This is a genomic window from Candidatus Nomurabacteria bacterium (genome assembly GCA_020631975.1).
Lineage (GTDB): Bacteria > Patescibacteriota > Saccharimonadia > Saccharimonadales > CAIOMD01 > JACKGO01.
The window spans coordinates 226314-250479 of the sequence record JACKGO010000001.1; the positions used below are offsets into that span (position 1 = coordinate 226314).

Consider the following 24166-nt stretch of genomic DNA (forward strand, 5'->3'; position numbering starts at 1 on the left):
ATGGTGGGTCTGTTAACATTTGCGTCAGAAGATGGTGTGCCAATTGCTGCCGAAACGATTTTTACCATAGGCAACTTTGGTATCACTAATTCGATGATACTTGGCATGCTTGTTGCGGTAGGTCTAATTATCACGTTTGTACTTACAGCCATATACACAACCGTGCGACCACAATCTAAATTTGCCTTTTCTATGGAAAGCGCATTAGAATTTGTTACCAGTAATTTAAAGAGCACTCTCGGTAGTGAAGCAAAAGCACGCGCTTTTTTGCCACTGTTTGCTGCATTATTCTTTTTTATTCTGCTAAATAATTTAATAGGCTTGTTCCCAGCCATGGGCGGTACTGTATACGTCGTCAACGATGAAGGCATTAAAGCAGCACTGTTGCGACCATTCACCACAGACTTAAACGGCACTCTTGCTCTTGCCATTATATCTATAGGGACTGTACAGTATTTTGCTATCAAACAGCGTGGAGGCTGGGGGCACTTAAAACACTACTTTAGTATTATGCAGCCGTGGTGGAATCCCATGAACTTTTTTATTGGCATTATAGAAATACTTGGTGAGCTTATACGATTATTAACACTTGCTCTTAGGTTGTTTGGAGTAATATATGCTGGTGAAGTGTTGCTGCATGTCATTACTAACTTAAGTGGTAATTTTGCGCCCATTGCGGTGTTCCCTGTTGTGCTTATGGAAATATTCTTTTCTGTTATACAGGCCTACTTATTCTTAATGCTTGCCTCTACCTACCTTGCTATCGGCACATCTACAGATGGCCATGACGACATTCAACCAGAATCACAAAGCACTGCTCACCAAAAAAGTATGGCTGCTACCAATGCGTAGTGTGAGATAATAACTAGTAATATAACGAGGAGAAAAATAATGGCAGAAATAGACCCAGCATTTATAAAAGGATTAACCATTGCACTCGGTGCTATTGGACCAGCTATTGGTCTAGGGCTCGTTGGGTCGGCAGCGGTACGATCTGTTGGACGCAACCCAGAAGCGCAAAGCAAAATTTTAACCATGGCGCTTATTATGGCTGGTCTTGTAGACGCAATCATGGTATTCGTACTACTTATCGTATTTAGCACAAATTAGCAGTAGGTATATACGTGATACTATTACAATTCGCATCTGAATCGAGTGCTCCACCGCCAGAAAGTGTAACAGCTACATTTGGTATAAGCTGGCAAGCGTTACTGTTCCAAGCAATAACCTTTTTGCTTGTTGTGTGGGTATTAAAGAAATTTGTTGTCGGCAAGATATATTCAGTCATTGATGCCCGCGAGAAAGCGATCAATGATGGTTTGGCACAAGCAGCCAAGGCAAAGGAAGAACTCGCCAACGCAGAATCAGAAATAGATGCAATTCTTAATGAGGCTCGTACCCAAGCAGATGTTGTCGTCCATAACGCTAAGAAAGAATCTGCCGAAATTATTAAAGCTGCAGAAGACAAAGCAAGTGCACGCGCAGACGCAATTATGCATGACGCTGAAGAAAAACTTAAACTCGATGTTGCGAAAGCGCGCCAAGCACTAGAATCAGAAACGGCTCGTCTTATTAGCGAAGTATCAGGATCTATTCTGCGTGACAAAATCACTGCAGAAAAAGATCAAAAACTAATCATGAAAGAGTTGGAGAAACGCCGTGAAAAGTAGAACAAAAGTTGCTCATTTTGCGGCCGAAGCGCTCCTTAACAATACGATACCTCGTGACAGATTAGTTGCAATGCTCGCTTCTTGGCTAAAAGATACTAAAAATACCAGACAATCGAGCTATTTAGTACAAGATATCGCACGTCAGCTTGCTCATTCAGGTTATGTTTTTATTACAATTACAACTGCCCACCCCATCACACTTCAGACGAAGAGTAGCATCGTAGACTACATCCATTCGTATTATGGAGCGAATGTTACCTTAGAAACAAAAGAAGTCATCAACCCTGCGATTATTGGAGGAGTACAAATAGATACTCCCAATGGATCACTTGATGCATCCGTTAAACGTAAATTGATACAGATTATTAAAGGAGTACAAAGATGAGTTCACTCAATATAAAAGAGCTGAGCCAAGAACTGCAATCGGCGATTGCTACATTAGATAGTGATGCGGCTGAGTTTGAGCAGTCTGGTGTAGTTACACGCATAAGTGATGGTATTATTTGGGTTTTTGGTCTGAGTAATTGTGGCTTTAGCGATGTCATAGAAATCGCAACAGATAATGGAAGTGTTCGGGCGTTTGCGCTAAACCTAAATGAAGACGAAATCGGTGCCGTACTTTTAGATACAGATGTTGATGTAAAAGCTGGTGCACGCGTTACGCTTACGGGCACAACACTTGAAGTGCCTGTTGGTCCTGAGCTTATAGGACGAGTGGTAGACCCGCTGGGAAGGCCCCTTGATGGCCTAGGACCTATAAAAACAAACCGCACAGGGAGAGTCGAACGAACAGCACCTGGCGTAATGGACCGTAAAGGTGTCCATGAACCACTTGCCACAGGTATCGTGGCCATTGACACGATGGTACCAATTGGTCGTGGTCAGCGCGAGCTCATTATTGGTGACCGACAAACCGGCAAAACAGCCATAGCAATTGACACAATGATAAACCAAGCCCGCCAGAAAACTGGGGTTATTAACGTATACGTGGCAGTAGGTCAAAAACGTGCGAAAGTTGCGGCTTTGGTAGAAAAGCTAAAACAAGAGGGCGTCATGGATCAAACCATTGTTGTCGCCACAAGTTCGTCTGACCCAGCTAGCCTGTTGTATTTGGCTCCGTACGCCGGCACAGCTATTGCAGAATATTTTAGGGACAATAAACAGCATGCCCTGATTATTTATGATGATTTATCAAAGCATGCGGTTGCGTATCGTCAGATGTCCTTGTTATTACGCCGTCCACCAGGCCGAGAAGCCTACCCGGGTGATGTCTTTTATTTGCACTCGAGATTACTTGAACGAGCTGCCAAATTATCTGATGATCTTGGTTCGGGTAGCTTGACGGCATTACCTATCATTGAAACGCAAGCCGGTGATGTGTCTGCTTATATTCCAACTAATGTCATATCAATTACCGATGGCCAAATCTACCTAGAAACTAACCTATTTCACCAAGGTATTCGCCCTGCTATTTCGGTTGGACTAAGCGTGAGCCGCGTAGGTGGTGCTGCCCAAACAAAAGCAACCAAAAGCGTTGCTGGTACCTTGCGACTTGAACTGGCTCAGTTTAGAGAATTGGCATCGTTTGCACAATTTGCCAGCGATTTAGACGAAGACACCAAAAAGCGCATCGCACGAGGTCGCTTACTTACTGAAGTTCTTAAGCAAAAACAATATAACCCATATAGTGTTGCCGAACAGGTTATTGCTATTACAGCAGCCACTGGCGGATCTTTTGACCATTTATTAGCTCACGAAGTTGAATCTGCTCTACACCAACTAATTGTGACTGTTAAAAAAGATCACAAAAAACTTATCGAGAATCTTAATAAAGGCACTAAACCAGAAGAATCTGATGTTAAAAAGATTAACGATGCCGCTAAATCGGTAAGCCGCGGGTTTAAAAAGGAAAAAGCGTCGTAAACTATGGCTTCCCAGCAAGCAGTAAAACAACGAATCCAATCTGTATCTAACACGAGGCAGATTACCAAAGCTATGCAACTCGTTGCTGCAAGCAAGCTCAGAAAATCCCAAGAAGCAGTCATTGGGCCAAAAGCGTATATAGAAAACGCCAAAGCATTGTTAGCCACACTCGCTGGGCATCCGGGTGCGCTTGTGAACCCTTTGTTCAAAACGCCAAATTCAAAAGGCGCCTTAACAATAATTGTAACAAGTGACCGCGGCCTTGCAGGAGCCTATAACGCAAATGTCTTAAAAGCAGCTGCCAAGCATCTTAAAGATCACCCAGGTATGGATAGAGTTATTACTGTCGGTAAGTATGCCTCGCGCTTTATATCTAAATTAAAAGATATTAATTCACTCGGTGCATATGAACTGGATAGTCATAACCTAAATAGCGAGGTGGTAACACCAGTCCTTGCTCAATCTATAGATGAATTTGTGGCTGGTAACGTTGCTTCTGTGGATGTTGTCTATACAAAGTACATATCAACGGTAAAACACGAAGTCATCATCGAACGTGTCTTACCAATAAAAAATATTACGAACCAGGTAAAAGATAGATTATTTGAACCGAATGCTGAATATGTCTTTGAAGTCGCCATCACCAGAGCGCTCGAAGCTCAAATGCTCCAATATTTACTCGAAGCACGAGCCAGTGAGCAAGCATCACGCATGCTCGCCATGAAAAATGCAACAGATAATGCAGGTGATCTTATTGATGATTTGCGGCTAGAGTATAACAATGCTCGCCAAGCAAAGATCACCCAAGAACTCGCTGAAATTAGTGGCGGAGCAGAGGCATTGTCATAAAATGAGAATAACCACGATAAGAATTATAAGAAAGCAATGGAGGCAATATGAAGGTTGATGTAGCACTAAAAAAAGGAAAGGTTGTCCAAGTAGTTGGTGTCGTTGTGGACGCCGAATTTGCACCTGAAGATCTCCCTAAACTATATGATGCGATAACTATTACACGTGATACAGGCACAATATACCTAGAAGTAGCCCAACATCTCAGTGAAACGAGTGTCCGTGCTATTGCACTTAGTAGCACCGACGGAGTCAAAAGAGGTGATGAAATCATGGCGACAGGTAGCCCTATTACCGTGCCAATTGGTGATGAAACACTTGGACGTATGTTTAATGTTATTGGCGAAGCAATCGATAAAAAGCCCCAACCAAAAACAAAAGTAACCGCCAGTATTCACCGTGAATCACCTGCCCTTACTGAGCAGAGTGGAAAAATTGAAATTCTAGAAACAGGTATTAAAGTTATAGATTTAATTGCACCTGTTACCAAGGGTGGTAAGGTTGGTTTGCTTGGTGGTGCTGGTGTTGGTAAAACCGTGCTGATAACTGAGCTTATTAATAACATTGCTAAATATCATAGTGGTAACTCTGTATTTGCTGGTGTTGGCGAACGTACCCGAGAAGGCAACGACCTATACCACGAAATGGATGAAAGCGGCGTGCTGGACAAAACGAGCCTTGTGTTTGGACAAATGAATGAACCACCTGGTGCACGTTTACGTGTTGCCTTGACAGGCCTCACCATAGCCGAAGGATTTCGCGACCAAGGTAAAGATGTCTTACTTTTTATTGATAATATCTTTCGTTTTACACAAGCAGGCGCAGAAGTGTCTGCATTGCTTGGCCGGTTGCCGAGCGCTGTTGGCTACCAGCCAAACTTACAACAAGAAATGGGGGCCTTGCAAGAGCGTATTACAAGTACAAAAACTGGTTCTATTACAAGTGTACAGGCTATTTATGTACCGGCTGACGACTTAACTGACCCGGCTCCAGCTACCACCTTTAGCCATCTAGACAGCACAATTGTACTTTCACGTGCTTTGACAGAACTTGGTCTATACCCTGCTGTTGACCCACTAGAAAGTAGTTCAACCATTTTAGACCCAGAAATAGTTGGCGAGGAACATTACCAGACAGCACGTGAAGTGCAACGCATATTGCAGCGGTACAAAGATTTACAAGATATCATTGCTATCTTGGGAATGGAAGAACTATCTGAAGACGACAAACAAACTGTCGCGCGCGCGCGGCGTATTCAACGTTTCTTGACACAACCATTCCATGTTGCTGAAGTGTTCCTTAATAAGCCTGGTGCATACGTATCACGCGACGAAACAATCGCAGGCTTTAAAGAAATACTATCTGGCAAGCATGATGACAAACCAGAGTCTGCGTTTTATCTTAAAGGGAATATTAAGGAAGTAAAATAGATGCACGTTACCTTAGTAACACTAAGTGGCACGAGGTATGACGATGTAGCTAAAGAAGTTCGCTTGGCTACACCAAATGGTGCAATGGTCGTACTACCCTATCACGAGCCTATGACAGCTGTAACAACTGCGGGTGCTGTTATCATTGTAGACAAAGTAGGCGAAGAAGAAGTATTTGCATCATACGGCGGATTAATGGAAGTGTCTGAAAATTCTGTCCGGTTATTACTAGACGAAGCTGACCACGCAAGAGATCTTGTTGAAGAAGAAATCAAAGAAGCGCTTGAATCTGCTATTCAGCTAAAAGCAAAAGCAAAAGATCAAACAGAACTCACCGAAGCTCAACGATTAATAGATCGTCACGAAGTACGCCTTGGCGTCGCACAACTTCGCCGCAAAACACGTCGCTAAACATTCATAGAAGGTTATCTAGAAATATAACGATAATATAAGAACTCTATTTGCTTTTTATACCATAACCTTTATATACTATTGGTAATAAGTAAAAGGGGTATATCAAGGTGGATGACAAAGAAACCAAGAATATAGATGGCATTAAACCGCCAGAACAAGCGCAAGATGGCTCGTCAGAGACTATTAATGTAAACGTAACAGACACGAGTGACCAAGAAGAATCAGCGGATGTTGCTATAAATAGCGATGGCGACATAGCCGATTCACCCGACAGTGTCGTAACAGAAAACGTTAGTGATAGCGTTGAACCTGAAGCTTCTTCTAGTGAAACCACAGAAACAGAAGCCTCAACGATACAAAGCGAGGATTCTGATACCACTACATTTTCAGCAAATCAACCTGCTGCTAATGAACCAACACAAGCTACAGAAAACCAACCTAGCGTGGCGGATCCTGGAATCGTACCGTCTGTACAGCCGCCAGCAAATAATGAACAACCGTCTACAGATACAACGCGACTAAAAAAGAAGAATAAGCAACTCAAAATATGGGTTGTCGTGCTTATGCTATTGTTGGTAGCAGTTGGTAGTGCACTGGTTGTATATTTTGCTCAACAAAATAAATCTAAAAGCGACCTCGAAGCGCAACAACAAACCAATGCTAGCCTGCAACAACAGCTTAATCAGCAACAGCAGAACTCTACGCAGCAGACTATAGACGATTTGACTACAAAGCTTAAAGAAGAACAAACAAAAAATACCGAACTACAAGCAACAATAGACTCACAAAACAAGCAAATACAAGAATACCAAACGGCTATTAAAAAGATGCTTGCTGCTTGTGGTTCAGCGTGTAGTAGTATAGATTACCCTACGTCTACAGAGGCAGATACTAACGCAACAAATTAGTGTAATTTTAAAGTGTATAGTAGCCTTAGACTGCTGGTATACTAGTACTAGCAAAAACAATAAATCTATGTGTAATTGAGAGGAAAAAATGGACGATATTAAGCCCCCACGCAATTTTGGCTCAGGCCCCACACCTACAAATTATGGACGTACCCCTACGCAACAAACAGGAAACGTCCCACCGTCTGGGCAACAGTATGCTGAATCACATGCACCTGACCAGCAAAGCCATGATCAGGTACCTGCTGAATCGTACAAACTACCACAAAAGAAGACAGGTAAAAAACGTACTATTGCACTATGGGTTCTTGTTGTGCTCACGCTTGCAGCAGGTGCATTTGCTGTATGGGAGTTTATGCAAATTCGTGATCTTCAGACGCAAGTAGATGAACTGAAGCAAGAGAATGCAAGACTGACAGAAAAAGTGTATTCCATAAATTACGACAACCGTGACTTACGGCAAAAACTAGAGCTTACAACAACTGAAAACGATTCACTAAAAGAACTTAACGATAAATTACTTGAAACGTGTGGAGCGGCCTGTAGCACAATAATCCCCTAGCCACTCTTTTTACGCCTAGCGATTTACCTCCCATTCTGTTATAAATAGAACAAAGTATGCAGCAAACCGAAATTACTATTCCGGATACGTATGTATCTAGGCTCAACATAAATGGTCTGCGCGGGCGAGTATTAGATATACCCAGCAAGCGTCCATCTAAACACGGGAAAAATATCCTGCTTGTCTATGGGCATCATTCAAGCATAGAACGCATGTACAGCCTTGCATCTTATTTAAGTACCTATGGTACGGTTACGATGCCTGATTTGCCAGGCTTTGGTGGTATGGATAGTTTTTATATTATTAATAAAAAACCCACTCTTGATGCCATGGCGGAATATCTTGCAACGTTTATCAAACTTCATTACAGAAATAAACCTATAGCTATTTGTGGCATGAGTTATGGGTTTTTAGTCGTAACAAGAATGCTACAAAAGTATCCACACATGCACAAGCAGGTCAATCTACTGGTGAGTCTTGTTGGATTTTCTAAAAAAAATGATTTTAGATTTAAACCAGCAACATATAACACGCTTCTGTACGGATCAAGATTTATGAGTACCCTGCCGTTTTCTTTTTTGGCAAAACATCTATTTTTTACTAAACCACTTATTAAAGCATCGTATGCTATTACCGCCAAAAGTCATGTAAAAATGATGGATGCTACGCCTGAAGAGCGGCAAAAACGTATAGATTTTGAAGTATATCTGTGGAAATGTAACGATGCAAGAACATATTTTGCTACGTCACTGTGTTTTTTGACAGTTAATCTTACCACCCAGAAAATACCCTTAGCATTGCACCATGTTTCTGTAAAGCAAGATCAGTACTTTGATAAAGCAATCGTTTTAAAAAACTTACGACGAATTTATTCTAAAGTTAGTGCCTATACCGCAAGCTTGCCTAACCACGCCCCCACAGTCATTAGTGACGAAGCTGATGCAGCATTACTAATCCCGCAGCGTCTTAAGGTACTTCTTAAACAATATCAGAAGAGTAAGGTATAATGAAGTATATGAAAATTGGCATCGTCTGCCCCTACAATATGTTCCAATTTGCGGGCGGAGTACAAGACATAGTGGTGAATCTGCACACTTACCTGTCAGCGCAAGGACATAGTGTAAAAATCATCACCCCTCGCCCTCGGGCACACCAAGACTCTGTGAGTGATCACTATATATTGGTTGGTCGTAGCGCCAAGATGAATACACCCTTTAATACAATGGCAGATATTGGCTTTGAAGCAGACGGAGATGAAATACAGGCTATTTTAGACAGAGAACAGTTTGATATTATACATTTTCATGAACCGTGGGTGCCAGTATTATCAAGGCAAATATTATCACGTTCAAAATCAATAAATGTCGCGACATTCCACGCTAAGCTACCAGAAAGTTTATTATCGAAATCTATTATTAGCACTGTCGTGCCTTATACAAAATCAATCTTAAAGTATATAGATACATACACTGCTGTGTCGCCAGCTGCAGCCGAACATTTGCAAAGCCTTAGTGATGAACATGTAGAAATAATACCAAATGGTATACGACTAGAGCAGTTTACACATACCAACCACCTAACACGCAAGAACAAAAAAAAGCGTATCGTCTATTTAGGACGTTTAGAAAAAAGAAAAGGTATTGAACATCTTCTAAGTGCGTATGCTTCACTGCGCGAATCGCACAAAGACGTAGAGCTCATTATTGGAGGTAATGGTGTTAAGAATAATATGCTACAACGCATTGTCGCCCAGTATGAAATACCAGACGTTACGTTTCTTGGGTATGTTACAGAAGAAGATAAACCATACCTACTTGCCAGTGCTGACGTATTTTGCTCACCCGCTTTGTATGGTGAGAGTTTTGGTATAGTTCTTTTAGAAGCAATGGCGGTTGGTACGCCTGTAGTAGCCGGTAACAATAGTGGTTACGCCAGTGTCATGACTGGCAAAGGGCGGCTTAGCCTAGTAAACCCTTTGTCTACGAGCGATTTTGCACAACGGTTAGAACTCTTATTATATGACGACGATGTACGTGAAATGTGGCGTGTATGGGCTGCCGAAACGATCAAACAATATGACTTTTCAGTCATTGCAAAGCAATACGAATCAGTCTATAAGCAATCACTTGCCCAACATGTCTAAAAAGTTAAAAATTGGCTTTGTTTTAGACGATACACTAGATACTCCAGACGGCGTTCAGCAATATGTGCTAACGATAGGTGAATGGATGCGATTACAAGGACATGATGTTCATTATCTTGTCGGTGAATCATATCGCACAGACATACAAAATGTTCACTCTTTAGCAAAAAATATTCGCGTGACTTTTAATAAGAATCGGTTAAGTATTCCATTGCCAACGAATAAAAAAGTAATTGCCAAAACGCTCAATAAACTGCAGCTAGACGTACTACATGTGCAGATGCCATATAGTCCGCTATTTGCTGGACGTGTCATTAGCGCCGCGCCGAATACGGTAAAGATTGTTGGTACGTTTCATATTGTTCCCGCGACATGGTTAGAAAAAACTGGTGCAAAAAGTTTGCAACTCATTACCAAACATACACTAAAACGTTTTAACTCAATAATTAGTGTTAGCTCAGCAGCGCAAACGTTTGCTAAAACAGTATTTGGCCTCGATACTATAGTTATTCCCAACACTGTAAATTTACAAGATTTTAAACATAAACCTATCTATAAGTCACCACTGCATATCGTGTTCCTTGGTAGATTGGTAGAAAGAAAAGGTTGCGAATACTTTTTAAAAGCTCTCAGTCATTTGCAAACTACATACAGTACTGTCGCACCGTTCAATGTTACTATTGCTGGCAAAGGCCCCTTACTCAAGCGCTTGCAACAGTACACCTTAGAACACAACTTACCTATGGTTACATTTGCAGGATTTATTGACGAAAAAGATAAACCTGCACTTTTAGCGAGCGCTGATATTGCTGTATTTCCTAGTACGGGTGGTGAGAGTTTTGGCATCGTGCTTATTGAAGCGATGGCCGCAGGATCTCGGGTTGTGCTTGGCGGCAATAATGTTGGTTATAAAAGCGTATTAGGTAACAACCCTTCTCTTTTAATATCTCCGCGTGATACCGCTCAATTTGCTCAAACCCTACACAAGTACATTCATAGTAAAAAAGACCGAGAAATGGCCTACAAGTGGCTTCAAAAGCAAAAAGATACCTATGATGTTGGTGTCGTCGGTACGTCTATTTTACATATATATGGTATAAAGTAAGCACGAGCAATAGTATTTCGTTTGCCTACAGCATATAATCGTCAATATATATGGTATCTGGAGCGAATTTTATAGCGATTGTATGTATTTGGTTAGTTGCAATAGTTGCAGCGGTATATATTTTTATGCCTACAATTACCTCTTCTATTGGTACCATTCAGACGTACGATGCTGTAGGGTATGATGAATCATTTCGTGACCAGCTGCAGCTCAATGAGGATACAACTCTACAGTCTCTTACGCCGCTTGGTATTTTTGAATATTTACAATTTTGATCGACTCCACACCACTCCGTGTGGTGTATCGGTTAGATATATTCCTTTTTCTTCAAGGTGATGACGAATAGAATCTGATTTGTCCCAATCTTTTTGCGCACGATAATCCTCTCTTGTTTGTACAGCTTTTTTATCTACGTCTGAAATATCTTCATCGAATAAATCTATACCCAAGATGTCTGCAATATTTTGTAGCAACTTCACAAACTCTGGCACAATAGACGACATCATTCCATGGGTATCTATAATGTGAAGGAAATTATCAACCGCAGCAAGTGCGTTAGGAGTGTCCATATCATTATCCATGGCATTATCAAACGCTTTTAGATATGTAGTTGCTTCCTTTTTTGCGACTTCTTCCTGCTTTTGCATCACAGCAGATTTGTTACTTTTTAAGTCTTTTGAAATGGTATCAGTATGCAAGGGTTGAATAACCTGAAAACGACGTGAAGCATAGGCTTGCCATTTACGTAAACGATTCTGGGCAGCGGTAAGATTTTGCCAGGTAAAATTGCTCTCGCTTCTGTAATGGCTCTGTAATACAAATAGTCTAAAGTCAGCGGCGCTAAATCCTTTTGCTAGGACATCATTGAGTGTATATGAATTGCCTAAGCTTTTACTTAATTTAGTTCCATCTGCGAGGAGGTGATTGTTATGAAGCCAATAATTCGCAAACCGCACACCAGTAGCGCATTCACTTTGAGCGATTTCGTTGGTGTGGTGCACTGGTATATGGTCTATGCCACCTGTGTGTATATCTATGGTTGGCCCTAGTTTCTGTAGCGCCATTGCACTGCATTCAAGATGCCACCCAGGGAAGCCTTTTCCCCATGGGCTATTCCATTCCATATCACGTTGTTTATTTACTGGGCTGAATTTCCAAAGAGCAAAGTCACTTGCCGATTTTTTCTGCCGATTTGCTTCAACACGTGCACCTTCTTGGTTGTCTTCAAGTTTTAGCCTGGCAAAGTCAGCATATCGTGGAAATCGACTCGTATCAAAATACACCCCATCATCAATGACGTATGTATAGCCTTTTTCTTCAAGCGTTTTAATCAGTTCTATTTGCTCATCAATGAATTCGGTTGCTTTTGTATAATAGGTAGGCACAGTACAGCCTAGCGTATTCATACCTTCTATAAATTCATTTGTATATTTTTCTGCGATCGCCCAAGCTGTTGTACCTTCTTTACGTGCACCTTTTTGCATTTTGTCTTCACCATCATCTGCGTCACTGACTAGATGACCGACATCAGTAATATTCATAACGCGTGTAACTTTGTAGCCCCGAGCCTGCAATAGTCTCACGAGTACGTCCCAGCGTAAAAAAGAATCCCAGTTGCCAATTTGTAATGAACTATATACTGTAGGTCCGCACGTATATAACAACACTTCTTTATCGTTCATTGCTTTAAAAGGTTCTATGTGGCCAGTACGTGTGTTAAAAAAGTGTAGCATGTAATTATTTTAGCAGCTCTTTTAATGCAGAGACGATGTTTGCAGTAGCATCAGACAGACTAAGGTTGTTTTCGTCTAGACGAAAGCCCGCCGAATAGGCATGACCGCCGCCACCAAATTTCTTTGCCAACTCATGCGCAAGTGGTGTTCCATGTGTGCACCGTATAGCTACGGTAATACGATTGTGATAAGTTTTTATAGCAAGCGCCACTCGTACGTTCTTTACCATAAGTAGTTCGCTTAATATTAAAGGTCCTGGATTGTACAATGTGCCTACATCATATGCTTCTGCTTCGGTAATGACACAGAGCGCTACAGCACCGTCAAATAAAAACTCAGTTCTTTGTATCAGCTGGCCTTTATAACGAAAGACTCGTTCATCCATTTTGCTATACGCACGACGAGCTTCTTCTAACCCTACCCTATCTACGCCAGCTTCAATAAAATCAGCCATTAAGCGATAGGTTCTTGGTGTCGCTAAATCATTTGTGAGCCCAAGCGTATCAGAAAGTATACTTTGCATTACTAATTGCTTAGCACGCAGGTTGCTTTGGTATGCATATTCTGTGAATACTTCATAGAGTAGTTCACCAGCAGAGGCATAGCCATCGCGACTTATATTGTGGGTCGCATATGGAATATCTGACATTACAGCAGCGTGATGATCTGCAATAATAAAAGGCTTAGTTTTAATAAACATTGCATCTGGCGATTGATCAAATTTTTCTAATAAAACGAGCGCAGCATTATCTACCATAATTGTTGCGTCTATGCTACGTGGTAGTTCATTTGTGACTCTATCCCAGCCTTCTATAAAACGTAAGTATTCTGGTATAGCTACGCCACAATAAAGCATTACTTTTTTGCCCCGTTGTTCTAGCACTTCTTCTATATAAAGTGCTGACGCTAATGAGTCACCATCTGGCCTGTCTGACTGTATTACTAAAACCGTTTGGGCAGATTCGAGAATTTCTTTTACTTGAGTATCAGTCGTCTTATGGCTCATAATGCCGTTCTTCCCTGCAAAGCTCGGGTTAAAGTGATTTGATCTGCATATTCAAGATCCACACCTATAGGTAGCCCCCGTGCTAGTCGCGTGAGTGCAATATCACTAGCTTTCAGCGCTTCTTGAATATATAAAGCGGTAGTTTCCCCTTCTACACTCGCATTCGTAGCAACGATGACCTCTTTGACATTGTCACGCTTGATTCTATCAACAAGTTCTTGTATATGTAGCTGCTCAGGGCCGATACCATCTAGCGGCGATATCAGACCACCAAGTACATGATAGGTACCGTCAAACTGATTCGTATTTTCTATAGCAATAATATCAAATGGTTCAGCCACCACAGCCACGGTTGTTTTATCTCTTTTTGCATCGCTATATAGCGCCGACACTTCTTTATCGGCGTCTATAAGCGCGAAGGTAATTGGACACACTTTAATACCACTATGCACCCGTGTTAATGCATCGGCGAGCTTGCTACTGATAGATACATCTTGGCGCAATGTAAAATACGCGTATCGCTCTGCTGTCCGTCTCCCTACACCAGGGAGTGCAGAGAATCCATCAATAAGTGCACTTAGACTTTTTGGGAGTATATCCGCCATGTTTTTAACGACTTTTTAGAACCCTAGATTGCCAAGGTTCCCAAGTAATGGTTGCACCTTTTCTGCTGCAATTTTTTGGCTTTCTTGCATCGCAGATTTAATAGCGTCCTCTATCCAACGTTCAAGTTGGCCAATGTCATCAACATCTACGTATTCTGGATTTATTCGTACTTTTTTTAGTTTTTGCTCACCATTAACTTCAACAATGACAGCTCCGTCACCTGCTTCACCAACAATAATTAATTTTTGCAATTCTTTTTGCAATTTTTTGGCTTGCATAATCGTCTTTGCCTGATCTAATTTACCCATTGCTCACTCCTCATTTGTTACTTATTCGATTGTACCATGTAGACAGCTTTTGTCTCAGGGGCATTCGGCCATGCAATGTAAAATCTTTGTAAATTATATAGTGTAGCTAACCCTATAAGTATTGCTACTATGACGACTGCGCTATTACGAGCAATAGGATTACGTGGGAAATAGCTAAACCACTGTCTTAGTAATTCATAAACACCACTAGCAATGAGAATATAAATAATTGGTATGTAGGCTGTCATAGGTATCTGGTATATCGTAGATAATGGTACTACAAATGCGAGTACAATCACTAAAAAGGCAAACGAAACTTTGCGACGCTTTGGCATATATTTAACAAAATGATATATACCAAGAAACACCATGGCTACAGAAAATATATCAAGCAGTGCCAATGAGCCAACGTACAACTCTGGAAATGGCTGAGCCACAAAAAATAGTGTGCTAAATTGCCACAAAAAGTTTTTTGCATAGGTAGTGACATCTGGTAGTATCATTGTTGGGATTCCTATGAGTTCTTTTAACTGGCCAGGGTACTGCGTAACGCTAATGAGCATTGGCACAAGTAACAATGCATACAACCCGGCTGCTATAAGAATTTGTTTTTTTGATAATTGTTGTAGCTTGTGTCGATACAAATAACTCATAGCACCCAGCACCACAATGATTGGCCAGAACATAAACGGTACATAGGCTGCAAGTGCGAGACTCGCAACAAGGAGCAAAAAAGAAGCATATACATGCTGTTTAGCGTTCACGTATTTTGTCAGACTTACCAGCAGTAAAAGTGGTGTAATAATCAATAAGATTAGTGGTGTTGCTTGGTGGCTAACAGCAAGTACCCAGCTACTAGTGACAAACAACAAACTTCCTACAGATGCAATTTGTGTAGTAAACCACCGTTTTAACAACATAAATAGTACAACCGTAGCTAATAATCCAAATATTACTGATGTCGCCCGAGCACCGAGTAGCATATTATCGGCAATTGTGCCTACAATATATGCCGGCACTAAATATGGTGCATTAATCATACGCTCTGTTGGGTTAGGAAAATTTTGAAGGTGCTCTAGTGTAATTGTTTCGAATTTATTTTGGCCATCAATCAAAGTGTTAATTTGTAGCCCAAGTGTTATGGTCGCCAAACAGCCAATGATTATAGTGACAACAAAACCGCGCCAATGCTCTTTAAACCATGATTTTGATTGTTTTATTAAGTGATTGATCTTCATATTATTCAAATGGTACATGGCTAGAGGCTTGACGCTTGTCTAGGCTCTTAAATCGCTGTCGTTCTCTATCAAAGTATAATTCAACTTGCCCAGTTGGCCCGTTGCGGTGTTTTTTAATAAATATATCTGTTAGGTTTTTTCTGTCTGTATCTGGATTGTAATAGTCTTCTCGGTAAATGAACGCTACCACATCTGCATCCTGTTCAATAGACCCAGATTCGCGTAAGTCGGCCAATTGTGGAATTTGTGGGCTGCGCGATTCAACAGAACGACTTAATTGGCTTAATGCGACGACTGGTACGTTTAACTCACGTGCGATTGCCTTTAAGCCACGGCTGATTTCAGATATTTCTTGAACCCGGTTTGCATCACTGCCAAATCGTGAGCCACCACTCATCAGTTGTAGGTAGTCAACCATAATGGCACCTAACTGCCGTTGGTGTTGTTCACGACGCGCCTTGGTACGCATATCGCTGACCGTTATACCTGGTGTATCGTCTATGTATATAGGAGCTTCAGAAAGCGTTCCCATAGCTTGGCCGATCTTTTCAAAATCTGTATCAGATAGATTACCTGTTCTAATATTCCATGCATCTACACCAGACTCCATAGATAACATACGATCAACAATTTGTTCTTTGCTCATTTCTAGGCTAAATACAAGCACAGGCAGCTCAGTTTTTGTCGCGATATTATGTGCCAAATTAAGCGTTAAAGCGGTTTTACCCATACTTGGGCGAGCAGCTAAGATAATTAAGTCTGAGCGCTGTAACCCTGCTAATATATTGTCTAAATCACGCAAACCGGTTGGTATCCCACGTATCTTGCCTTTATCTTTATGAAGTTCGTCTAAACGTTCGAAACTTTCTGCTAAGATATCTTCTATAGATGATATGTCTTGTTTGACGTGTTGTTGGCTCACTTGAAATAGTTCGGATTCGGCTGATTCAATAAGGTCTTGGATAGGCTTTTCTTCGTCATAGCCAAACGTCACCATAGTTTGTGATGCTTTAATAAGCCGACGACGAATGGCTTTTTGGGCAACGATATTCGCATATTCTTCCACATGTGCGGCAGTTGGCACGTAGTTTGTCAGCTCTGTTAAATAACCTGCTCCGCCTATTATGTCTAAAAAGCCACTAGACTTTAGTTGATCAGACAATGTTAAGACATCAATTGGGCTGTGCTTTTCATATAATTTTTTAATAGCTTCAAATATACGCTGATGTCTTTCATCATAAAAATCTTCTACAGAAATAATATCAGCAACACGTACAATTGCATCTGTGTCTATCAGAATAGCACCCAGCAAGGAACTCTCTGCCTCTGTGTTATGCGGAGGTATAATTGCCTCTTTTTGCTTTGCCATCACTCTTAATTTTACTCTAATACTTCAGCCGAGCCAAAAACTCCGCGTATTTTACTTAACATAGCATCTTTTTCTTCGCTGACTGATCTGTTAATAACAGTAGAGGCTATTCTTTGATCTGAGTCATTATCACATACAATTTCAAAATTGCCATACCCTAGGCTGGCGAGCTTTTGGCTTATAATGTCTTTGTTTTTTGATTCATTGATTCTTTTTTTATGGAATGGAAAAGCAAAACTTAGACGTATTGTATTGTTATTAGCTTTACTATAATCTACTTCAGCCATCCGTAAAACACTATAGAGTGTATTATGTGTCGTCCTAACGTCTTCTAATAATGAATGCCATCCTTCATCTGTCAACTCTTTTGTATCTATTGATTGATGTTCTTTTGGCACGGCTATGTTCGTTTTTGGTGTAGCTACTTGTGAAGGGGGTAATTCTTTTACGGCACTACTCTGTGATTTTTTAGAAGCGCGCTTGGTATCGTCATCTGCGTGTACTTTACGTACAGGTGCTGCACTTTGGTGAGCTGTTTTCTTAGGGCTTAAGGACAAATCGGTTACTTTATGTGAGTTATCTGTCGGATGAATACTTTGTAGTAGCGCAACACGCAAACGAACATCCTCTTGATTGGAAAGTTCTACTTGCAGTAATCCTTGGAGTAATTGGGTAATATACTCTAGTGGCATTGCTGTAGTGTTATTTTGTATTTGCTTTGTAAGTTCGTCAATGAGTGAACGAGACAGTGCAGCTGATGACACTGCGCTTACTTGAGCCTCGTGTAGGTGTTCGAGTACTAAGGCGGCATCTTGTGCACGCAAAGCACTAAGTATATCATGTACGATTTCATCACTTGGAACACCAATATGTTGCCTGATGTCGTCTGCAGTAATAACGTCACCTATATGACGAGCGTGGTCTAATATACTTAGTGCGTCACGCAAACTGCCACCACTTGATTGTGCGATAACTGTTAGCGCACTAGGCTCTATGCCTATGGATTCTTTTGTACAAATATCAGCAAGGTGGTCTATCACTTCTTTTTGGGTGGCTAAGGTAAAATTGTATCGTTGCGTCCTTGATGTGATTGTTTCTGGCAGTTTATGACTTTCTGTAGTTGCAAGAATAAAAATTACGTGTGCGGGCGGCTCTTCTAGTGTTTTCAACAATGCATTAAAGGCAGGTGTTGTTAGCATGTGCACTTCATCAATAATATACACCTTATATGGCCCGACGATTGGCGCTATTCTTACTTTTTCACGTAGATCGCGAACCTGCTCTATTCCTCTATTACTCGCGGCATCAATTTCTATAATATCTACCGGTAGCTCTTCGTCATTATAAGGTACGTCATTGATAGCGTAGGCGAATATCCTCGCAATACTCGTTTTTCCGACGCCTCTAGGCCCTGTAAATAAGTAGGCGTGACTCATTTGTTTACGTTTTAAAGAGTGCGACAATGCAGTCACAACGCCTTTTTGGCCGACGATTTCATCAAATGACCTTGAACGGTACTTTCTATATAACGCTTGCGACATTCTTCCCCTCTTTTACCTATAGTATACCGCTAAGGCACTTATTTGTCTGTTGTAGTTACTACAGAATATCGTTGGCTTGAGCCGATTTGTAGCATGCACCACATAATGATTCGTATTCTACATTATCTTGCCCATCTATAGCCACCTGAGAGCCTTCAAATACTAATTTTCCACCTATTTTTCTCCCATTAAATATTGCTTTTTGACCACACCGGCATATCGTTTTTAGTTCTTGTAAATCATGGGCAATTTCTAATAAGCGGGTCGCTCCAGGAAACCCATGTGTCTGAAAATCTGTTCGTAAACCATAAGCAATCGTCGGGATATTATCTGTGATTGCGACATCAAACAGTTGGTCTACTTGCTGTGGTTGTAAAAATTGTGCTTCGTCTACCAGGACACAGGCCACTGAACCAAGGCTAAGATTACGTACATGGTGTGCGATATCCATATCAGGCGGTATTAGAAAGTCTACTTCTCTAGCCGTACCTATTCTAGACACAATCATACTATCACCTTTTGTATCAACGATAGGTTTTGTGACAATAACAGACATACCACGTTCTTCATAGTTATATGCAGTTTGCAATAGCGATGTAGACTTACCACTATTCATTGCACTATACCGAAAATAGAGCTTTGCCAATTGCTACTCCTTATTGATTGCACTATTACTGTGTTCTAGTATATAAAAAAGACGACTAAATGTCGTCTTAATTATACGTTGGCTAATAGTTTACAAGGCAGCTTCTATAGCAGCCCATTCAGCATCTGCGTCGTCTTCTGGAATATTAACACTTATCTGATCACCAGGTTTCGCCTTAAAGTAAGTCACACTGGCAAGTAGAACACGATACATTTTTTCGCCTACTTCTACAAAGTAGTGGCCTTCTTTTTGTATAAGCATACCTACTACTTGTTTACGTGGAATGGGCCCAATCTGCTTGTACATAAACGCACCATCATCACCAATGGTAAGCTTTAAGATATCACCTTGTACGAGTTTAGACTTACTAGCATAATTGGCTGGCACAGGGTAGGTCTTGCCATCAGAACCAACCATGTTCTGACCATCAAACACACCTTCTAGTATTTTGCCACCTATATTTTCCTTGGCATGAGCAGTCATTTCTGGGTCTTCACCCACTAAACTCACCAATAGTTCATGGGCAGCTTGTAAATTTGTTTCTGCTTCTCTGATTAGCGCTTTCAAGCGCTTTACTTGCTTCTCTGGTAAATCGGACATCGCAGCTTCTCCTTTTTCTGTTTTTCTACTAAAACACCTTTTAAAGTCCTTGTCATAACCGTAGCATATAATACGATATTACGCAATTATTATGTACCTATTCTGTGGAAAACTAACATTTTTATATATTTATATACAGCTATTAATAGCGTTGTATATAAAGTAACAAAACACTACCCCAGCAGTTGCTCTACCAATTCTTGATTTACGTTGATACCAGTTTTTAAATGAATAACAGTTTTACCATGTTGCCGCTGAGCATATTGATATGCAGCTACATCAGCGATCATGCTTGCTGGCTCTTGCAACCCAAAGAATGGGTCTACACTATGGTTGGCGTACACTTCCATTAAATTCATATAGATACTATCTAGATGTCTTTTATAGCCGTTCGCTAATTGGCTATTAGTCACTAGTACTGTATTAGAAACGTATGGTAGGGCCTGTAAGCCGTGGGCTCCTATTGTTCGCACCGCAGCCCCATCTGCGAATGCATTCACATCTCCTGCGACCGGCACTGCTTTTAGTTGATTGTGCTTTTTAAAGTATTGCCAACTTTGCACGGCACTATCAGCGCCTTCTAGCTGTGCCAATACAACTTCTGGTCTTGCGTTAGCATCTGGGTAAATTGTACGGAGTGCTTTCATAATACCTGCCAGCAAGCCACCTCCTCCAACAGGTACTACCAATATTACTTCGCTTGGGTTTATCTGCTGTTTTTGCAGCTCACGAGCGACAGCATACCCAACCATACTTTGCCCACTTACAGTTAGGTCGTTATCGTACGGATGAATAAGTGTTGCACCTTTTAAATTATCTGTACGTTGGCAAGCCGCTTCATAGGCTTCGTCGTAAGTGTTGCCATGAACGACAATACTTACATCATCACCACCAATATTTTTAATACCCTCTAATTTTACTGGTGCGACACTAGATGGAACATATATGTCAGCGTGTACACGCCGTCCATTTCTACCGCTAAAAGAATGTGCATCGAATAATTCATTCAGGCGCCGAACTCCCATTGCTACGCCCTGTGCATGGTTCCCAACGCTCGCCGTAACTACCCCATGCTCAAGGAGCTGATGATAATCTACCGATGCAATAGCATTCCATGCGCCACGAAATTTAAATGAACCTATGGGTGAATATGTAGCTAAGTCTAGTTGCATAAGCCGGTTGTTGCCAACATACTCTTGGCGATCTGTGAGTGGTGTAAGATTACCCATATGATCTTCAGGCAACAATAAGTCCATCCGAGCAGTCAGTGGTAACCTATCATACACTGGAGTCACATAAGGTACATATTCTGCGCTTACATCATTCATAGTATGTTTAACAGACGTGAGGTCTAAGACCCCACTTCTAAATAAGCTGTGGTCATATTCTTTGGTTGCTGTTCTCATAGTTACTCCTTATATAAAAAATCCGCTCGGTAGTTGCCGAGCGGATGTCTTTTTATTGTTGCACTATTATTGCATCATTAAACAGACCGCTCGGTGCGGCATAATAATGATGGCAATAATTGCGCGTATAGCTTGCATATACTTACGGTTATACGCCTTATAGCAGCATGTTGTCAACTAAAAAACGCTCCGTACGTAACGGAGCGCTTAGTACACCGTAAGGTGCTTAGGTAGCTACTTATGCTAATTCGACAGTTCCGCCAGCTTCTTCTAGAGCTTTTTTAGCGGCTTCTGCATCTTCTTTGTTAGCTTTTTCTAGCACTGGTTTTGGTGCACCATCTACAATAGCTTTTGATTCACCAAGGCCAAGCCCGGTAATTTCTTTGACTGCTTTGATAACAGCGACTTTCTGGCTACCAGCGTCTTTAAGAACAACATCAAATTCGCTCTTTTCATCAGCTGCTGGTGCACCACCGTCAGCTGCAGGCGCTGCAGCAACTGCAACGGCTGGTGCAGCTGCACTTACGTTCCAGTATTCTTCTAGAAACGTTACTAATTTGCTAATTTCTAGGGCACTTAATTTATCTAATTCTTTGACAATGCCTGCGAACTCTTTTGGCACTGTTACTTTGTTATCTGTCTCTGACATCGTATTATCTCCTTGTTCCTTAATTTATTGATTCTGCTCGGGCTGTTAAGGCATATAAAATACCCCGTTGGCTCCCTTGTAATACACGTATAAACGATGTAAGCGGAGCTGCAATTGTACCAACTAATTGACCACGTAATTGATCTTTGCTTGGTAAGTTCGCGAGTGCTTTTACGTCATCTGCGTGTAAAAATAAACCTTCTGGTGTAATTGCTCCTACAAACTCTAAACTTGGGTTCGTTTTTGCAAAAACATGGAGGCTCTGGGCGGGCGCTACTTCGTCTTCACTATTAAATGCATACACTAACTGCTCTACGAGCAAACCAGTATCAACATCCTTTAGTGCGTCAGTTTGCATCAGTGCTTGGCGGACTAATCTATTTTTTACTACCTTAATGACCGTCTGTGACTGTGTTGCACTTTTTCTGAGTGCCTGCATATCTTTCACTGACAGGCCTTTGTACTTAGCGACTACTGTTAGTTTAGACGTAGCGAGTAGTTCAGCCACGTCTGCAACCACTTGATGCTTTTGTTCTTTACTTAAAGCCATGTATATCCTTATGTGGGTTATGTAATTATATCGACCAAAATTTATTACTGTGCATATGTGGTAAAAATAAAAAATCTTTGGCCACACGTGCACCAAAGACAATAAAACAAATCTTTACCTCGGTGACATTCTTATATCTCTTTATAGAGACGTCACTGTCTTTGGTTAAAGGTAATTGTAACAGATATCATGCCTCGTGACAAGCAAATATTGTTATTATTACTGTTTTATGATATAATATTATTATGGAATTAGGTAAGGACAGCTGGATGGATATGGCGAATCGTCTACGTAATGGCGGTCCTAGCGCAGTATTAGCGAGATTCGCTCTTATGCTGGCGGGAAATGCTGCTTTGGCGGATCTTTTAGAACATGCAGCAAATTCAGATAAAGATAGCTTGACACATATACGTAATCGTGGAGCGCTTGAAGAAGATATAAAAGAGTTACTTTTGTCTCCAGAAAGTGGAGCGCTCATTGTAATAGACCTCGTTAACTTTGGGCAGGTAAATAACCAACGTGGCCAATCAGGTGGTGATAAGTTATTGCAAATTATAGCCGAGGGGCTCACGAGAGTCACAAGTAGGCGCCGCAACGATATAATATACACACAACACTCACGTACTGAACCGAGCCAACAAGACGAAGAAGGTTACCGTGTGGGTGGGGACGAATTTGTTGCACTATTAAAAAATGGTGATTCATTAAAAAATGCCGATATTGTTGCTATCACCCATACGAAACTTCGCCAAATACTAGAAGACCCCGCAGTCACCGAATTCCTTACTAGTGAAAATGACGATCCAGATAAAGTAATATCCTTATTTGGCATACGAGCAGGCGCGTGCATAATTGATGCGAATAAACACGCGTCTTACGCTGATGTACAAAGTGACGCAGACCCTAAATTAGGTACCGTATGTGAATATCAGCTCCGACTCGTAGATGGTACATACGAGCTAGATTGTACAATATAGTTGCAAAAATAAACTAGCCAAGGCATACTATACGATATGCAACAAGTAATAACAGCAACGCGCAGTATGTATACACAGATTTTAGGTCTAGTGCTACTACGGTATGGTGCTGATTCTTTTGTTGCATAAAAACGAGCAAATACAAGAATACGGCACCGGGCAAGAAGCCCGGTTTTTTGTTTTACTGGCTCTGTTTACAGACAACCGTCTGTAGGCAGAGGCTCTCAAACAAATAGGGGTGATCAGTTCATGGCTAAAAAGAAACTCGAAGGTAAGGCAAAGAAACAAATCGATGCTGCCTTACGACGACGTCACCAACAGCCTGCACTTGCTGCTAAACACTTGCGTGAAGTACTCGGATATATGTCACCAGACATTGTCTGGCAGCAAGTCGCAAGGACCAACCCAAGTGCAGTCAATGAACTCAAGGCGGTATTACGGACGCACCACATCGGCCGTCCCGCCTGAGTCACCACATAAAAGTAGTGCACCATCAACCGCACGCTTTTGCCATGCAGTACCCAGGGCGAAAT

General features: G+C 41.3%; 28 protein-coding genes and 1 other annotated feature. Of the genes, 16 read left to right on the forward strand and 12 right to left on the reverse strand.

The features are described from left to right. The 14 genes from atpB (at position 1) to H6795_01235 (ending at position 11279) form a co-directional block, all read left to right on the forward strand. Positions 1-852 carry a F0F1 ATP synthase subunit A gene (atpB, locus tag H6795_01170; protein MCB9817134.1) on the forward strand — a complete coding sequence of 284 codons (852 nt, stop codon included), beginning with the start codon at positions 1-3 and terminating at the stop codon, positions 850-852. 39 nt (positions 853-891) lie between these two features. Beyond that, positions 892-1110, forward strand: a complete 219-nt coding sequence (locus tag H6795_01175; protein MCB9817135.1) for an ATP synthase F0 subunit C — start codon at positions 892-894, stop codon at positions 1108-1110. Between the two features lie 14 nt (positions 1111-1124). Further along, the gene (atpF, locus tag H6795_01180) at positions 1125-1670 is read left to right on the forward strand and encodes a F0F1 ATP synthase subunit B (GenBank protein ID MCB9817136.1); all 546 of its coding nucleotides are present in this window, start codon (positions 1125-1127) and stop codon (positions 1668-1670) included. Next, positions 1660-2055: a F0F1 ATP synthase subunit delta gene (locus H6795_01185; GenBank protein ID MCB9817137.1), complete on the forward strand. Its 396-nt coding sequence runs from the start codon at positions 1660-1662 to the stop codon at positions 2053-2055. Before atpF ends, H6795_01185 begins: the two co-directional genes overlap by 11 nt. Continuing rightward, positions 2052-3593 (forward strand): F0F1 ATP synthase subunit alpha, encoded by a 1542-nt coding sequence (locus H6795_01190; GenBank protein MCB9817138.1) that lies wholly within the window; start codon positions 2052-2054, stop codon positions 3591-3593. The genes H6795_01185 and H6795_01190 overlap by 4 nt, the downstream gene beginning before the upstream one ends. A gap of 3 nt (positions 3594-3596) precedes the next feature. Further along, the gene (gene atpG / locus H6795_01195; protein MCB9817139.1) at positions 3597-4442 is read left to right on the forward strand and encodes an ATP synthase F1 subunit gamma; all 846 of its coding nucleotides are present in this window, start codon (positions 3597-3599) and stop codon (positions 4440-4442) included. 47 nt (positions 4443-4489) lie between these two features. Further along, entirely contained in the window at positions 4490-5872 is a 1383-nt protein-coding gene (atpD, locus tag H6795_01200; GenBank protein ID MCB9817140.1) for a F0F1 ATP synthase subunit beta, read from the forward strand. Then, the gene (gene atpC / locus H6795_01205) at positions 5873-6283 is read left to right on the forward strand and encodes an ATP synthase F1 subunit epsilon (GenBank protein ID MCB9817141.1); all 411 of its coding nucleotides are present in this window, start codon (positions 5873-5875) and stop codon (positions 6281-6283) included. Positions 6284-6393: 110 nt separating this feature from the next. Beyond that, complete coding sequence (locus H6795_01210) at positions 6394-7194, forward strand: hypothetical protein (protein ID MCB9817142.1); 801 nt, start codon at positions 6394-6396, stop codon at positions 7192-7194. An 88-nt stretch (positions 7195-7282) separates the two neighbouring features. Continuing rightward, a complete protein-coding gene (locus H6795_01215; GenBank protein ID MCB9817143.1) occupies positions 7283-7756 on the forward strand; it encodes a hypothetical protein in 474 nt (157 codons plus the stop codon). 56 nt (positions 7757-7812) lie between these two features. Further along, positions 7813-8763 carry an alpha/beta hydrolase gene (locus H6795_01220; protein ID MCB9817144.1) on the forward strand — a complete coding sequence of 317 codons (951 nt, stop codon included), beginning with the start codon at positions 7813-7815 and terminating at the stop codon, positions 8761-8763. Continuing rightward, the gene (locus H6795_01225; GenBank protein ID MCB9817145.1) at positions 8763-9899 is read left to right on the forward strand and encodes a glycosyltransferase family 4 protein; all 1137 of its coding nucleotides are present in this window, start codon (positions 8763-8765) and stop codon (positions 9897-9899) included. The genes H6795_01220 and H6795_01225 overlap by 1 nt, the downstream gene beginning before the upstream one ends. Then, positions 9892-11004 (forward strand): glycosyltransferase family 4 protein, encoded by a 1113-nt coding sequence (locus H6795_01230; GenBank protein ID MCB9817146.1) that lies wholly within the window; start codon positions 9892-9894, stop codon positions 11002-11004. Before H6795_01225 ends, H6795_01230 begins: the two co-directional genes overlap by 8 nt. A gap of 125 nt (positions 11005-11129) precedes the next feature. Beyond that, the gene (locus H6795_01235; protein MCB9817147.1) at positions 11130-11279 is read left to right on the forward strand and encodes a hypothetical protein; all 150 of its coding nucleotides are present in this window, start codon (positions 11130-11132) and stop codon (positions 11277-11279) included. Here H6795_01235 and H6795_01240 read toward each other — a convergent pair. From H6795_01240 to H6795_01295, 12 genes are all read right to left on the reverse strand, one after another. Further along, positions 11268-12737 carry a cysteine--tRNA ligase gene (locus H6795_01240; protein ID MCB9817148.1) on the reverse strand — a complete coding sequence of 490 codons (1470 nt, stop codon included), beginning with the start codon at positions 12735-12737 and terminating at the stop codon, positions 11268-11270. The genes H6795_01235 and H6795_01240 overlap by 12 nt on opposite strands. Positions 12738-12741: 4 nt before the next feature. After that, the gene (locus tag H6795_01245; protein ID MCB9817149.1) at positions 12742-13743 is read right to left on the reverse strand and encodes a DHH family phosphoesterase; all 1002 of its coding nucleotides are present in this window, start codon (positions 13741-13743) and stop codon (positions 12742-12744) included. Then, on the reverse strand, positions 13740-14348 hold the full coding sequence (gene recR, locus H6795_01250; GenBank protein ID MCB9817150.1) for a recombination protein RecR: 609 nt from the start codon (positions 14346-14348) through the stop codon (positions 13740-13742). The genes H6795_01245 and recR overlap by 4 nt, the downstream gene beginning before the upstream one ends. 15 nt (positions 14349-14363) lie before the next feature. After that, a complete protein-coding gene (locus H6795_01255) occupies positions 14364-14657 on the reverse strand; it encodes a YbaB/EbfC family nucleoid-associated protein (GenBank protein MCB9817151.1) in 294 nt (97 codons plus the stop codon). Between the two features lie 17 nt (positions 14658-14674). After that, on the reverse strand, positions 14675-15895 hold the full coding sequence (locus H6795_01260) for a glycosyltransferase family 39 protein (protein ID MCB9817152.1): 1221 nt from the start codon (positions 15893-15895) through the stop codon (positions 14675-14677). Position 15896: 1 nt separating this feature from the next. After that, on the reverse strand, positions 15897-17264 hold the full coding sequence (gene dnaB, locus H6795_01265) for a replicative DNA helicase (GenBank protein MCB9817153.1): 1368 nt from the start codon (positions 17262-17264) through the stop codon (positions 15897-15899). Positions 17265-17275: 11 nt separating this feature from the next. Next, entirely contained in the window at positions 17276-18805 is a 1530-nt protein-coding gene (dnaX, locus tag H6795_01270; protein MCB9817154.1) for a DNA polymerase III subunit gamma/tau, read from the reverse strand. 58 nt (positions 18806-18863) lie between these two features. Beyond that, entirely contained in the window at positions 18864-19451 is a 588-nt protein-coding gene (locus H6795_01275; protein MCB9817155.1) for a thymidine kinase, read from the reverse strand. 90 nt (positions 19452-19541) lie between these two features. Beyond that, the gene (locus H6795_01280; protein ID MCB9817156.1) at positions 19542-20051 is read right to left on the reverse strand and encodes a hypothetical protein; all 510 of its coding nucleotides are present in this window, start codon (positions 20049-20051) and stop codon (positions 19542-19544) included. 173 nt (positions 20052-20224) lie between these two features. Further along, positions 20225-21457 (reverse strand): pyridoxal-phosphate dependent enzyme, encoded by a 1233-nt coding sequence (locus tag H6795_01285; GenBank protein ID MCB9817157.1) that lies wholly within the window; start codon positions 21455-21457, stop codon positions 20225-20227. Positions 21458-21695: 238 nt separating this feature from the next. Continuing rightward, complete coding sequence (rplL, locus tag H6795_01290; GenBank protein ID MCB9817158.1) at positions 21696-22106, reverse strand: 50S ribosomal protein L7/L12; 411 nt, start codon at positions 22104-22106, stop codon at positions 21696-21698. Positions 22107-22125: 19 nt separating this feature from the next. After that, positions 22126-22656 carry a 50S ribosomal protein L10 gene (locus tag H6795_01295; GenBank protein ID MCB9817159.1) on the reverse strand — a complete coding sequence of 177 codons (531 nt, stop codon included), beginning with the start codon at positions 22654-22656 and terminating at the stop codon, positions 22126-22128. Between the two features lie 59 nt (positions 22657-22715). Continuing rightward, positions 22716-22839, reverse strand: a sequence feature (ribosomal protein L10 leader region). Positions 22840-22901: 62 nt separating this feature from the next. Here H6795_01295 and H6795_01300 point away from each other — a divergent pair. Further along, complete coding sequence (locus H6795_01300) at positions 22902-23633, forward strand: diguanylate cyclase (GenBank protein ID MCB9817160.1); 732 nt, start codon at positions 22902-22904, stop codon at positions 23631-23633. Between the two features lie 249 nt (positions 23634-23882). After that, complete coding sequence (locus H6795_01305; GenBank protein ID MCB9817161.1) at positions 23883-24101, forward strand: hypothetical protein; 219 nt, start codon at positions 23883-23885, stop codon at positions 24099-24101. The last annotated feature ends 65 nt before the right edge of the window (positions 24102-24166 follow it).

What these genes read in the sequence shown, in the direction of transcription:
- H6795_01175 (MCB9817135.1), top strand. Translation starts at nt 892, where the DNA reads ATGGCAGAAATAGACCCAGCATTTATAAAAGGATTAACCATTGCACTC.
- H6795_01255 (MCB9817151.1), bottom strand. Translation starts at nt 14,657, where the DNA reads ATGGGTAAATTAGATCAGGCAAAGACGATTATGCAAGCCAAAAAATTG.
- H6795_01190 (MCB9817138.1), top strand. Translation starts at nt 2,052, where the DNA reads ATGAGTTCACTCAATATAAAAGAGCTGAGCCAAGAACTGCAATCGGCG.
- H6795_01240 (MCB9817148.1), bottom strand. Translation starts at nt 12,737, where the DNA reads ATGCTACACTTTTTTAACACACGTACTGGCCACATAGAACCTTTTAAA.
- H6795_01305 (MCB9817161.1), top strand. Translation starts at nt 23,883, where the DNA reads ATGGCTAAAAAGAAACTCGAAGGTAAGGCAAAGAAACAAATCGATGCT.
- atpD (MCB9817140.1), top strand. Translation starts at nt 4,490, where the DNA reads ATGAAGGTTGATGTAGCACTAAAAAAAGGAAAGGTTGTCCAAGTAGTT.
- rplL (MCB9817158.1), bottom strand. Translation starts at nt 22,106, where the DNA reads ATGTCAGAGACAGATAACAAAGTAACAGTGCCAAAAGAGTTCGCAGGC.
- H6795_01215 (MCB9817143.1), top strand. Translation starts at nt 7,283, where the DNA reads ATGGACGATATTAAGCCCCCACGCAATTTTGGCTCAGGCCCCACACCT.
- H6795_01245 (MCB9817149.1), bottom strand. Translation starts at nt 13,743, where the DNA reads ATGAGCCATAAGACGACTGATACTCAAGTAAAAGAAATTCTCGAATCT.
- atpC (MCB9817141.1), top strand. Translation starts at nt 5,873, where the DNA reads ATGCACGTTACCTTAGTAACACTAAGTGGCACGAGGTATGACGATGTA.
- dnaX (MCB9817154.1), bottom strand. Translation starts at nt 18,805, where the DNA reads ATGTCGCAAGCGTTATATAGAAAGTACCGTTCAAGGTCATTTGATGAA.
- recR (MCB9817150.1), bottom strand. Translation starts at nt 14,348, where the DNA reads ATGGCGGATATACTCCCAAAAAGTCTAAGTGCACTTATTGATGGATTC.
- H6795_01300 (MCB9817160.1), top strand. Translation starts at nt 22,902, where the DNA reads ATGGAATTAGGTAAGGACAGCTGGATGGATATGGCGAATCGTCTACGT.
- atpB (MCB9817134.1), top strand. Translation starts at nt 1, where the DNA reads ATGGTGGGTCTGTTAACATTTGCGTCAGAAGATGGTGTGCCAATTGCT.
- H6795_01230 (MCB9817146.1), top strand. Translation starts at nt 9,892, where the DNA reads ATGTCTAAAAAGTTAAAAATTGGCTTTGTTTTAGACGATACACTAGAT.
- H6795_01220 (MCB9817144.1), top strand. Translation starts at nt 7,813, where the DNA reads ATGCAGCAAACCGAAATTACTATTCCGGATACGTATGTATCTAGGCTC.
- atpG (MCB9817139.1), top strand. Translation starts at nt 3,597, where the DNA reads ATGGCTTCCCAGCAAGCAGTAAAACAACGAATCCAATCTGTATCTAAC.
- H6795_01280 (MCB9817156.1), bottom strand. Translation starts at nt 20,051, where the DNA reads ATGTCCGATTTACCAGAGAAGCAAGTAAAGCGCTTGAAAGCGCTAATC.
- H6795_01235 (MCB9817147.1), top strand. Translation starts at nt 11,130, where the DNA reads ATGCCTACAATTACCTCTTCTATTGGTACCATTCAGACGTACGATGCT.
- dnaB (MCB9817153.1), bottom strand. Translation starts at nt 17,264, where the DNA reads ATGGCAAAGCAAAAAGAGGCAATTATACCTCCGCATAACACAGAGGCA.
- H6795_01260 (MCB9817152.1), bottom strand. Translation starts at nt 15,895, where the DNA reads ATGAAGATCAATCACTTAATAAAACAATCAAAATCATGGTTTAAAGAG.
- H6795_01285 (MCB9817157.1), bottom strand. Translation starts at nt 21,457, where the DNA reads ATGAGAACAGCAACCAAAGAATATGACCACAGCTTATTTAGAAGTGGG.
- H6795_01225 (MCB9817145.1), top strand. Translation starts at nt 8,763, where the DNA reads ATGAAGTATATGAAAATTGGCATCGTCTGCCCCTACAATATGTTCCAA.
- H6795_01295 (MCB9817159.1), bottom strand. Translation starts at nt 22,656, where the DNA reads ATGGCTTTAAGTAAAGAACAAAAGCATCAAGTGGTTGCAGACGTGGCT.